The sequence below is a fragment of the Micromonospora sp. NPDC049301 genome, assembly GCF_040678715.1.
Taxonomy (GTDB): domain Bacteria; phylum Actinomycetota; class Actinomycetes; order Mycobacteriales; family Micromonosporaceae; genus Micromonospora.
Window position 1 is genome coordinate 329,830 of the sequence record NZ_JBFAQO010000005.1, and the last position, 10,899, is coordinate 340,728.

At 69.2% G+C, this 10,899-nt stretch carries 10 protein-coding genes and 1 other RNA gene; 2 read left to right on the forward strand and 9 right to left on the reverse strand.

The window, feature by feature from the left end; all coding sequences use genetic code 11:
* Positions 1-43: 43 nt before the first annotated feature.
* The 6 genes from AB0K07_RS17325 to rnpB all read right to left on the reverse strand — a co-directional run bounded on the left by AB0K07_RS17325 (position 44) and on the right by rnpB (position 5,925).
* Positions 44-997, reverse strand: coding sequence for a redoxin family protein (locus AB0K07_RS17325; protein WP_363756135.1), 954 nt, complete (start codon positions 995-997; stop codon positions 44-46).
* Entirely contained in the window at positions 998-2,224 is a 1,227-nt protein-coding gene (locus tag AB0K07_RS17330; protein ID WP_363756137.1) for an epoxide hydrolase family protein, read from the reverse strand.
* Between the two features lie 299 nt (positions 2,225-2,523).
* Positions 2,524-3,258 (reverse strand): FAD:protein FMN transferase, encoded by a 735-nt coding sequence (locus tag AB0K07_RS17335; protein ID WP_363756139.1) that lies wholly within the window; start codon positions 3,256-3,258, stop codon positions 2,524-2,526.
* On the reverse strand, positions 3,255-3,719 hold the full coding sequence (locus AB0K07_RS17340) for an FMN-binding protein (RefSeq protein ID WP_363756141.1): 465 nt from the start codon (positions 3,717-3,719) through the stop codon (positions 3,255-3,257). The genes AB0K07_RS17335 and AB0K07_RS17340 overlap by 4 nt, the downstream gene beginning before the upstream one ends.
* 62 nt (positions 3,720-3,781) lie before the next feature.
* Positions 3,782-5,173 carry a ferric reductase-like transmembrane domain-containing protein gene (locus AB0K07_RS17345; RefSeq protein ID WP_363756143.1) on the reverse strand — a complete coding sequence of 464 codons (1,392 nt, stop codon included), beginning with the start codon at positions 5,171-5,173 and terminating at the stop codon, positions 3,782-3,784.
* A 337-nt stretch (positions 5,174-5,510) separates the two neighbouring features.
* An RNA gene (rnpB, locus tag AB0K07_RS17350) (RNase P RNA component class A) lies at positions 5,511-5,925 on the reverse strand.
* A 150-nt stretch (positions 5,926-6,075) separates the two neighbouring features.
* Between rnpB and AB0K07_RS17355 the strand changes: the two genes are divergently transcribed.
* The gene (locus tag AB0K07_RS17355; protein ID WP_363756145.1) at positions 6,076-6,837 is read left to right on the forward strand and encodes a sulfite exporter TauE/SafE family protein; all 762 of its coding nucleotides are present in this window, start codon (positions 6,076-6,078) and stop codon (positions 6,835-6,837) included.
* A gap of 163 nt (positions 6,838-7,000) precedes the next feature.
* On the opposite strand, the gene AB0K07_RS17360 is transcribed toward AB0K07_RS17355, so the two are convergent.
* A complete protein-coding gene (locus AB0K07_RS17360) occupies positions 7,001-8,233 on the reverse strand; it encodes an MFS transporter (protein ID WP_363756147.1) in 1,233 nt (410 codons plus the stop codon).
* 54 nt (positions 8,234-8,287) lie between these two features.
* Here AB0K07_RS17360 and AB0K07_RS17365 point away from each other — a divergent pair, with 54 nt between their 5' ends.
* Complete coding sequence (locus AB0K07_RS17365; RefSeq protein ID WP_363756149.1) at positions 8,288-8,779, forward strand: MarR family transcriptional regulator; 492 nt, start codon at positions 8,288-8,290, stop codon at positions 8,777-8,779.
* Positions 8,780-8,858: 79 nt separating this feature from the next.
* On the opposite strand, the gene mctP is transcribed toward AB0K07_RS17365, so the two are convergent.
* Both mctP and AB0K07_RS17375 read right to left on the reverse strand, forming a co-directional pair.
* Positions 8,859-10,508 carry a monocarboxylate uptake permease MctP gene (gene mctP, locus AB0K07_RS17370; protein WP_363756151.1) on the reverse strand — a complete coding sequence of 550 codons (1,650 nt, stop codon included), beginning with the start codon at positions 10,506-10,508 and terminating at the stop codon, positions 8,859-8,861.
* Positions 10,508-10,750, reverse strand: a complete 243-nt coding sequence (locus tag AB0K07_RS17375) for a DUF3311 domain-containing protein (protein ID WP_074313313.1) — start codon at positions 10,748-10,750, stop codon at positions 10,508-10,510. The genes mctP and AB0K07_RS17375 overlap by 1 nt, the downstream gene beginning before the upstream one ends.
* Between the last annotated feature and the right edge of the window lie 149 nt (positions 10,751-10,899).

Consider the following 10,899-nt stretch of genomic DNA (forward strand, 5'->3'; position numbering starts at 1 on the left):
ACAAGCGATGCTATCCAGGCCGCGCGGCGCGCGGACGGCCCCGCTACCCGAACGTGAAGGCGTACGCCTCGGCGCCGGGCTCGCCGAACGTGATCTGCAGGGTCCGTTCGCGGACCGCGTCGTGCTGGCGTACGAGTTGGTAGAGGCGGCCGTCCTGGAGCAGGCCGTTGCCGTCCTCGTCGACGTCGACGCCGTGTGACCGGCCGGGAGGTTCGCCGTCGAGGAGTACAAGGAACGGGATCGGCTCGCGCGCTCCGGGCGACAGCACGAGATGCGCGTCGCGGGCGTGGAACCGGACGACGATGCTCCCACCGGCCCGGCCGAGCACGGTCTTCTCGGCGTCGATCGTCCACTCCCCCGCGAGGGCCCACTGGTTGAGGCGCAGGGTCTCGGGGGGTTCGTAGGCGCGGCGTTCGTCGAGCACGGCGGCATTCGGCGACGCGAAGTGTTCGCCGCGCTCGAAGCCGAGGTACGTCTCGGGCGTACGCAGGTGGTCCCAGTCGGCCTCCGCCTCCACGCCGCGCCCTTCTACGGGGACGAGGTCGCGCTCGATGCCGAGCAACTGCTGGATGACCCGTTCGGATTTCTCGTAGCGACCCTCGCCGAAGTACTGGTCCCTGATGACACCGTCCGCGTCGACGAAGTAGAGGGCCGGCCAGTAGTGGTTGTCGAAGGCGCGCCAGACCCCGTAGTCGTTGTCGATCGCGACGGGGTAGTCGATTCCACGCGCCGTGAGCGCCTGCCGCACCTGGTCGGTCTCGTGCTCGAACGTGAACTCCGGCGTGTGGACTCCGATGACGACCAGCCCGTCGTCGCGGTAGCCCTGCGACCACGCGCGGACGTACGGCTCCTGGCGCAGCCAGTTGATGCAGGTCAGCGTCCAGAAGTTCACGAGGACGACGCGACCGTCCAGCTCGGCGGGGCCGAGTGGCTCGGAGTTGAGCCACTCGGTCGCCCCGCCGAACGAGGGCAGGTGCGGACGGCCGAGCACGCTCATCTAGCGAAGCGACCGGAAGGCGGTCCGGAGCTCTTCGGTGAAGATCTTCGGCTGTTCCCAGGCCGCGAAGTGCCCACCCTTGTCGAGCTTGTTGTAGTGGATGAGGTTGGGATACGCCTGCTCGGCCCAACTCCGCGGGGCCTCGTAGAGCTCGTCGGGAAAGACGCTCACGGCGACCGGAATGGAGACGCCCTTGGCGGCGAAGAAGGACAGCTTGTTCTCCGCGTAGAGACGGGACGCGGAGATCGCCGTGTTCGTCAACCAGTAGAGCGAGATGTTGTCCAGAACGTCGTCGCGGGTGAGGCCCTCGGTGCCCCCGGCGAAGACACGTGAGATCAGCGCCAGACTGGCCGCGTCATGGTCGAGCAGGAAGGCCGCCAGGCCGACGGGAGAATCCGCCAACCCGGTCAGCGTCTGCGGGCGCGTCGCCATCATGAGGGCGTAGGCGACGTGCTTCCAGACGTAGTCCAGCTCCTTGGCCGCACGCATTTCGTCGTCGGACAGATTGGATGGCAGCGAACCCATCGCGTTGTTCGCGCCGGTGGTGTCGCCCTGGAACAGGTTGTCGATCTCGGGCGGGACCGCGCCAGCCATGTTCGTGTGGATGCCGATCAGTTCCGGCGGCGCCTGCACCCCCATCTGGTCCACGACGACCGCACCCCAGTCGCCACCCTGCGCGACGAACCGCGAGTAGCCGAGACGCTTCATCAGCTCGATCCAGGAAGCCGCGATCTTTTCCGGACTCCAGCCCGGCGACGTCGGCTTGCCCGAGAAGCCATGTCCGGGCAGCGACGGGATCACCAGGTGAAAGGCGTCCGACGCGCTCGCACCGTGCGCCGTGGGATCGGTGAGCGGCTCGATGATCTTCAACTGCTCGATCACCGATCCGGGCCACCCGTGCGTGACGATGAGCGGCAACGCGTCCTCGTGCTTCGAACGAACGTGGATGAAGTGGATGTCCACCCCGTCGATGGTGGTCATGAACTGCGGCAGGGCGTTCAACCGCGCCTCGATCTTGCGCCAGTCGTACTCCTTCTCCCAATAGCGCGCGACCGCCTGAATCGTCGCCAGTGGCACGCCCTGCGACTGGTCGTCGACGGTTTCCTTGTCCGGCCAGCGGGTGGCCGCGATGCGCCTCCGGAGGTCATCGAGGTCCGCATCGGGAATGTCCACCGAGAACGGCCGGATCTCCGTGGTGCCTGGACGCGTCTTGGCCTTGACAGCCATGCGTGCTTCCTCTCTGTCTGAGTTCGCGCCTCACGAGGGGAATCATGGGGTTCAGGCACTGCCCGGACTGATGTGCCAGCTCACGATGGGCACGCCGCCGCCATATCTCGGAGCCTAGAACCCCGCACCCCGCGCTCGTGGCCATACGAGCAGTCCCCCGGATTCCAGCCCACCCACCTCAGTAATCACCAGCGCTGCCGCATGGCAGGAATGTCTCAAGCATGGGTAAAGCCGGCAGAACGGGCGAGATGATGACGACGACGGGCGTGTTCATCCTCGCCGGCGAACCGGCCACCGCATCAGGAGGGCAGTGGCCAGCCGGGCGTGGCCAGTAGGGCGCCGTCGTCGCTGACGAGCAGGGCCTCGTACCCGGGTTGCGCGGCGAGCCATGTCACCGCCTGAGGTCCCTGCGCAGCCGCCGCGGTTGCGTACACGTCCGCCCAGGTCAGGGACGGGCCGGTGACGGTGACCGAGCGCAGGCCCCGGGCGGGGGCACCGGTGTGCGGATCGACGATGTGCGCTCCGCGGTGTGCACTGCCCGAGGTCGCGACGGCCTCGTCGACGACCTCGATGGTGGTGAGGAGCTGATCGGGCCGTGCCGGATCCTCCACGCCCACGCGCCAGGATCCGCGTACCGTCATGTCGCCACCGGCATTCAGGTAGAACTCGTACCCCTCCAGGTGCTCCGCGGCGCGCTCGACGGCCCAGCCCTTGACCAGGCCGGACGGGTCGAAGCGAGTGCCACCTCCGGGTTCGGGAAGGTACGCGTTGAAGTAGCCGCCGGTACGCTGCCGAGCCTGCTCGCACAGGTCGAGTACGGCATCGACCAACGGATCGGGTACCGGCTCTCCCCGGTTCAGCGCGCTCAGCCGGCTGTCCGGGCGGTACGGGCTGAAGACGGCGTCCATCGCGCGCAATTCGGCGAACGCCCCGGCGACGGCGTTTGCCGCCGCCGGGGAGTCGGCACCGGGACCGCGCACGTGCACGCTGACGGGCAGACCCATGATCTGCTCGACGAACGCCTGCCTGGTCACGGCTTGGCCTCGAAGTGGGCGCCGTCCAGCGCGGCCTGAAGCGACTTCGTGTAGCCCTCGCTGGTCAGCGTCGCCCCGGACACCGCGTCGACCTGCGCGTTCTGCGCGGCGAGCGCCTCCGCGCGCAACTGCGGCACCGCATGCTTGTTGATGTCGCGAGAGCGGTTGTTCTCGTCCGGCACCGTCACCGGTGTGATGTCGGTGATCCGGCCGCCGCTGAGGTGGGCCTGCACCTGGACGGGCCCCCGCTTCGTCTGCACGACTGGGCCGTCGGCGACGGTGGTGGAACCGGACCGGGTGACGGTGCCCCGTGACGCCTTGGGGTCCGCCGCTGCACCGGTCTCCACGGCCGGCGCGCCTGCGCCGCCAAAGGTCCCGGCCGAAGGCGAGCCACCGAGTCCGGTCGATGTCCGGTAGCTGAAGAGAAGTACCACCAGGGCGATCGTGGCGAGGAACCACATAGTGATCTTGCGCATGTCGTCCTCCTCAGGATTGTGAGTGCCTGTGAGGGTGGGTGGTGGCGTTACCAGGTAAAGCGCTCAAGATGAATGTGCTCCGCCGGCACGCCTGCCTGCCGCGCCGCCCGGACCACCGATTGCATCCACTCATCCGGTCCGCAGACGAACACGTCGTGCTGCTCGATGTCCGGGACAAGCTCACGCAAGGCTTTCGCGTCGTCGGCGAACCCGGCCGGCAACCACGAGCCCGCCCGGCCGCGCGGCCCCAACAGGTACTCCACGCGCAGGCCACGGACTGCCGCGAGGCGCTCCAGTTCCTGGCGAAACACCAGGTCTTCTGCCGAGCGCGCCCGGTACAGCAGCGTGGCTTCGCCCGGCGCGTACGGTAACTCTTCCAACAACGTCCGCAGCGGGGTAATTCCGATCCCGGACGCGATCATGGTGACCCGCGGTGCCGTGCGCCGGGCGGCGGTCAGCCGGCCGTACGGCCCCTCAATCAGCACACGAGTGCCCGGGCGTAACTCTGACACCTTCTCGCTGCCCTCGCCGCGGGATCGCACCGTGATCCGCAGCGTGTCCTCACGCGGCACCGCGGACATTGAGTACGGATGGCCGCGACTCCAACCCGGGCCGCTGAGAAAACGCCACTGGAAGAACTGCCCGGCGCGTGCCGGCAATCGGTCCAAATGGCGTCCGCGCATGTATATGGAGTAAACGTCGGGAGCCTCCCGGACGACTGCGGAGACCGTGAGTCGGTGCCGCAGCGTCCGCCAGGCCGGCAGCCCGAGCCGGAAGGCGACCACCGCGCCGGCGCACGCGGCGTACACGGTCCACCAGTACAGCGTCGCGGCCCGGGAGCTGGTGAAGTCGGCCCCGGTCCAGAGTTGATGCGGCAGCGCCAAACCGACGCCGAGGTAGGCGTACAGGTGCAGCAGGTGCCACGACTCGTAGCGCAGCCGCCGCCGCGCGGCCCGCAGGGAAGTGAGCACGACCATCGTCAGGGCGGCTGCCCCGCCGACCGCCAGCAGCACCCCCGGGAACGTGGTGACGAGGCTCCACGCCTCGCCTGTCACGGAGACCCCGTCCGTCGCGGCGTATCCGACCGTGATCAGCACGATGTGCACGAGCAGCAGATTGAAGGACACGAACCCGACGACGCGGTGCCAACGGGCCAGCCTGTCCTGTCCGTAGGTGCGCTCGATCCACGGCACGCGCGCCATCAACAGCACCTGGATGAGCAGCAGGTCGGCCGCGACAAGCCCGGTCAACCGGCCCAGCGACGTCAGGCCCGCCGCCCAGCCACGAAGATCCTGCACACCGCCGCCCCGCACCCACAGCGCGACGACGATCAGCACGCTGACCGCACCGGCCGAGGCGATCAGATCGGCCCACCACGACCACGCGGCGGTTCGTACGGGCCTGGCCGCCGCGCCGGCCGCCTGCGCCTTGCCGGTCACAAGACCCCCGTCCCGCACCACCCTGTTCGCCCATTAACCGTCGGAGTTCCCCATTGCTATTCCGGAATCCGTCGGCGAGCGTGTGGTGTCATCGGAGAATCGGCCAGAAGATCTCACACCGGACGAAGATGATTGAGCGTGATCGCGTCAATTTACCGCCCAGTTCGGGAAGCCGCACAACTGCTGCGTCTCGATAATGCCAGTTCTACGCGAGCCGCGTCCGCCCTTTTCATGGCAGCCAATTCTCAGCGCTTTCCATGGGCGGCTGCGCTCCCAAGATCAGGGCGTCTCCAGGGCGTCAGGGCGTCTTTGACCGCAGCTGCGACCTAATGGGCGACGGACGAGTCGACCTGTACGCCGGATTCTGTGCGCGGCGCGTACCCCGAAGGGTTGCGCCGGCGGCGGCCATCCATCTCGGCCTGCCGTTGCCGGCAGGCTCCAGCGGCCTACCCGCAGACATCGGGCGGGCAGCCCTCAAGCGTCTGCGCCGGGTCGTCATCTTGCGGTGACGGCCCTTGCTTGGCCTTGCTCCGGGTGGGGTTTACCAAGCCACCCCGGTCACCCGGGGTGCTGGTGGGCTCTTACCCCACCGTTTCACCCTTACCGTCCCCGATGGGGTCGGCGGTCTGTTTTCTGTGGCACTGTCCCGCGGGTCACCCCGGGTTGCCGTTAACAACCACCCTGCCCTGTGGAGTCCGGACGTTCCTCGGCGGTGGGCCGGAACCCACCGACGCGACCGCCCGGTCGACTCGTCCGTCGCGCTCTCATCCTAACGACGGGCGGCCCGCCACTATTGCCGCCCCGCCTGGCCAAGATCGCGCAGGTCAGGGCCAACCAGGGGGCATCCGGGTGAGGACTCCGGCGTACCCGCCCGGGCGGGCGGCGACTAGCCTCGGGGGGCTATGGATCTCTCCCACGCCGCGCTGCTGCTCGCCGCCGGTCTCGCCGCTGGCACGGTCAACGCGGTGGCCGGTGGTGGATCCTTGATCACCTTTCCGGCGATGATCGCGGTCGGGCTGCCCCCGGTGCCGGCGAACGTCAGCAACTCCGTCGCGGTGTTCCCCGGGTACCTGGCCAGCGTGGCGGGCAGCCGGGCGGACCTCCCGCGCGGTCGCGCGCTGGCCACGCTGGTGCCCACCACGATCGTCGGCACCATCCTCGGGGCGCTGCTGCTGCTGGCCACCCCGGCCCGCGCGTTCGAGCTGGTCGTACCGTTCCTGGTCCTCGGCGCGACCGCGGTGCTCGCCCTCCAGGACCCGCTGCGCCGGCTGGTCGGTCACCCCCGGGACCTGTCGCCGCGCCAGCGGACGGTCGCGGTGCAGACGATGGTCGCGCTCGGCGCGGTGTACGGCGGGTATTTCGGCGCGGCGCTCGGCGTGATGCTCGTCGCCGGGCTGGCGCTGGTGCTGGACGCGACGCTGGCCCGGGTGAGCGCGATCAAGAACCTGCTCTCGGCGGTGGTGGGCTTCACCACGCTGGTGGTGTTCGCCCTGTTCGGGCCGGTGAACTGGGCGGCCGTCGCGGTGGTCGCCCCGGCCACGCTGATCGGCGGGTACGCCGGCGCCCGACTGGTCCGCCGGCTGCCGCCGGTGCTGCTCAAGACGATCATCGTGGTGTTCGGCACGACGATCGGCCTCTACCTGCTCTCGCGCGCCCTGACCTGACGCCCAAGATCCGCGCAACTTCCGGGAAAGTGCTGCCTCAACGAGCGTCGAGGCAGCACTTTCCCTGAAAGTGCGCGGATCTTGGGCGTCGGGCGGGGCAGGGGCGGGCGGGGCAGGGGCGGGCGGGGCAGGGGCAGGGGCAGGGCGGGCGGGACAGCGGGGGTCAGTACGCCTCGCCGACCGGCTCCTCGGGGGCGTGTTCGGTGTTGGCGGCGGCGCGGTTCCAGCGGGACCAGAGCACCCGCTCGCCGTAGCCGGCGGCCATCACGTGCGCGAAGGCCAGGTAGACGAGCACCCCGACGGCGAGCACCCCGAAGCCGACCCAGAACGGCAGCGACAGCGAGTGCTCGGCGAGCTTGCCGGAGATGATCGGCGCGGGCGCGGCGGCGCCCCAGCGGACCAGGTTGAACGCGCCGGTGGCCACCCGGCGGTCGCTGGAGCCGAGGCCGAGCGCCAGGTCGGTGAGGTTGGCGTTGGCCAGACCCATGCAGAGCCCGGCGAGCACCAGCACCACGAGCGCCTCGGTGGTGCTGGTCGAGGTGGCGAAGAGGACCATGCAGACCAGCAGCCCGGCGATGGCCACGCCGACGGTCTGCACCGCGCCGATCCGGTGGGCGAGCCGGTGGCCGATCACCATGATGCCGGCGGCCAGGCCGAGTCCCCAGCCGGTGAACGCGAGCCCCAGCGGGATGACGTCCAGGCCGAGGAAGAGCGGCGTGTAGCCGAGCACCACGAAGAAGACGAAGTTGTACGCGGCGGTCACCACGCAGAGCGCGATGAACGCGGGACGGCGGTAGGTGGCGAAGATCTGGCCGACGCGTACCGGGGCCTGCCGGTTGGTGGGTTCGCGGAGTTTACGGGAGGCCACGCCGAGGGCGAGGACCATGAAGACGCCGCAGACGAAGAACGGCAGCCGCCAGCTGACCTCGCCGAGCAGGCCACCGATCAGCGGGCCGACGGCGAAGCCGAGACCGAGGGCCGTCTCGAAGAGGCCGACCACCCATTCCCGGTCGACGGCCAGGTTGACCAGCACCACCATGGCGGTGGCGAAGAACATCGCGTTGCCAAGGCCCCAGACTCCGCGCAGCACGGACAGCTGCACGATGTTGTCGCTGAACGAGGCGAGGATCGCGGCCAGGCCGACCACGGAGACGCCGGTGATGAGCACCGGCTTGAAGCCGAACCGGCCGCTGGCCAGCGTCGCCGGGATCATGCCGACGGCCATCACCGCGATGTACGCGGTGAACAGCAGCTCGACCTGCCAGGCGGTGACGCCGATCGCCTCGCCGATGGCCGGCAGGATCGGGTCGACGACGGCGATGCCGGCGATCGCGAGGAAGGCCACCAGTGTGGTGGCGTAGATGGCACTGCGGTTCGGTTCGGAACGCCGATTCACTCCGACTCCCCAATTAGCTGTATGGTACAGGTAGTTATCTTGTATCATACAGCTATGAGCGAGCACCCCCACCGGGACACCGATCGCGACACCGACGCCGACGAGGCCGCCCTCGGCCAGATCGAGACCGAGGTGGCCCTGCTGATGCGCTTCGGCGAGGCGACCCGGCGGGCCACCGGCACGGCCGAGCACCGGGTGCTCGACCGGGCGGCGTACGTGATCCTGCGCCACCTGGACACCGTCGGCCCGCAGAACGTCTCCGCCCTCGCCGCGCGGCTCAACCTGGACGGCTCGACCGTGACCCGCCAGGTGTCCGCGCTCCAGCGGGACGGCCTGATCACCCGTACCCCGGACCCGTCCGACGGCCGGGGCACCGTCATCTCCCCCACCGCCACCGGCCTGCAACGGATGGCCGCGGTGCGGGCCGCGCGGACCCGGCTCTACGGCGACATGCTCGGCGACTGGCCCGCCGAGGACCGGGAGACCCTCGCGGTGATGCTGCGCCGCCTCAACGAGGCCCTGGTGTCCCGCAACCGCACCCGCTGAACCGCCCCCGCACATCGTGGCGAAAAAGGAAGGGGCCCCCTGGCGTCACCAGGGGACCCTTTCCTCGCGAGAACGGACGTCAGGCGACCGGTTCCCGGGCGGAGTCCGCGTCGCGCTCGGCTCCGGGGGTGACCCGGGGGTCACCCTCGTCGGCGAAGTAGTCGTCCGGGGTGGTGCCGTCGACGCCCTCGGCCACCTTGCCGGCCCGCAGGGCCAGCGTCACCAGCGCCGCGACCGCGAGGTTGACCAGCACCGCCACGATGCCGACGTAGATCGTCTTGGTGGTGTCGAAGCCGAACTCCGACAGCGGGAACGCCGACCCACCGAAGTGCTTCCGGGTGGGGCTGGCCACCTGGTAGAGCATCCACATGCCCAGGCCCATGCCGACCGCCCAGCCGACGATCAGCCCGGCGCGGTGGAACCAACGGGTGTAGAGACCCAGCGCCACCGCCGGCAGCGTCTGGAGGATGATCACGCCGCCGATCAACTGGAGGTCGATGGAGAACTGCGGGTCGAGGAAGACGATGCAGGCCACCGCGCCGACCTTCACCACCAGCGAAGTGATCTTCGAGACGTTCGCCTCCTGCGCCGGGCTGGCGTCCCGCTTCAGGTACTCCTTGTAGATGTTGCGGGTGAACAGGTTCGCCGCCGCGATCGACATGATCGCGGCCGGCACCAGCGCGCCGATGCCGATGGCCGCGTACGCCACGCCCGCGAACCAGTCCGGGAACTGCTGGTCGAAGAGCAGTGGCACGATCGTGTTGCTGTCGACGCTGCCCTCCGTCGCCCCCGGCAGCGGCTTCACGCCGGCCGCGATGGCCATGTAGCCGAGCAGCGCGATCAGACCGAGCAGCAGGCTGTACGCCGGCAGCGCCGACATGTTCCGCTTGATCACGTCGCGGTTCCTGCTGGCCAGCACGCCGGTGATGCTGTGCGGGTAGAGGAAGAGCGCCAGCGCCGAGCCGAACGCCAGCGTGACGTACTGGAGCTGGTTGTTGCCGTTGAGCAGGATTCCGTCGTTCGGGTTGGGTGAGGCGTCGAACTTCGCGTCCGCGGCGGCGAAGATGTCCCCCCAGCCGCCCAGCTTGTACGGCAGGTAGATGATCGCCACCAGGATCACGATGTAGATCAGCGTGTCCTTGACGAACGCGATCAGCGCCGGCGCGCGCAGCCCCGACTGGTAGGTGTAGGCCGCCAGGATGGCGAACGCGATGATGATCGGCAGGTGCCGGGCCAGCGCGTTGTCGCCGGTCACCCCCATCGTCTTGAGCACCGCCTCGATGCCGACCAGCTGCAACGCGATGTACGGCATGGTGGCCACGATGCCGGTGATCGCGATCAGCAGCGCCAGCACCGGCGAGTCGAACCGGTTGCGGACGAAGTCGGCCGGCGTGACGAACCCGTGCCGGTGCGACACCGACCAGAGCCGGACCAGCACGAGGAAGACCAGCGGGTAGATCACGATGGTGTACGGCACGGCGAAGAACCCGGCCGCGCCCGCGCCGAACATCAGCGCCGGCACCGCCACGAAGGTGTACGCGGTGTAGAGGTCACCGCCGACCAGGAACCAGGTGATCCAGCCGCCGAAGCTGCGCCCGCCCAGCCCCCACTCGTCCAGGTGGGCCATGTCCTTCGGGGCGCGCCAGCGGGCGGCCACGAAGCCCATCGCGCTGACCAGCAGAAACAGCAGGGAGAAGACGATGATCTCGGTGAGATGGTCACGCCACATCAGCGCTCACCCCGCTTCTTCGTCATCTGGTAGACCAGCGTCGTGGTGGCCACGCCGAGCAGGATCCAGGCCAGTTGCAGCCAGTAGTAACGCGGGAACCCGAAGATCCGGGGCGAGTCGCCGTTGAAGAAGGCCGGGATCAGCGGCACCACGATGGGAATGAAGAGCAACCAGTTCCAGGGACTGTGGTCCTTCGCCCTGGACGGCGCCGTGGTGGGCGCCTCCGGTTCCGGTGCAGCCATCTGACACACCTCCGGGAAGTATGGCTCGCGATGTAACGGCCGGAGGCTACGACTCTGTGACCGCCGTCACGCGCGCTGCGTCGAGGGCGCTGCGCCGAACGGCGTCCGTAATGCGCCGAGCGGCATTGACCGGCGTACCCGGAGACGGA

Excerpts from the sequence above, each read along its gene's own strand:
- AB0K07_RS17325 (WP_363756135.1), bottom strand. The coding sequence starts at position 997 with ATGAGCGTGCTCGGCCGTCCGCACCTGCCCTCGTTCGGCGGGGCGACC.
- AB0K07_RS17330 (WP_363756137.1), bottom strand. The coding sequence starts at position 2,224 with ATGGCTGTCAAGGCCAAGACGCGTCCAGGCACCACGGAGATCCGGCCG.
- AB0K07_RS17340 (WP_363756141.1), bottom strand. The coding sequence starts at position 3,719 with ATGTGGTTCCTCGCCACGATCGCCCTGGTGGTACTTCTCTTCAGCTAC.
- AB0K07_RS17355 (WP_363756145.1), top strand. The coding sequence starts at position 6,076 with ATGGATCTCTCCCACGCCGCGCTGCTGCTCGCCGCCGGTCTCGCCGCT.
- AB0K07_RS17365 (WP_363756149.1), top strand. The coding sequence starts at position 8,288 with ATGAGCGAGCACCCCCACCGGGACACCGATCGCGACACCGACGCCGAC.
- mctP (WP_363756151.1), bottom strand. The coding sequence starts at position 10,508 with ATGTGGCGTGACCATCTCACCGAGATCATCGTCTTCTCCCTGCTGTTT.
- AB0K07_RS17375 (WP_074313313.1), bottom strand. The coding sequence starts at position 10,750 with ATGGCTGCACCGGAACCGGAGGCGCCCACCACGGCGCCGTCCAGGGCG.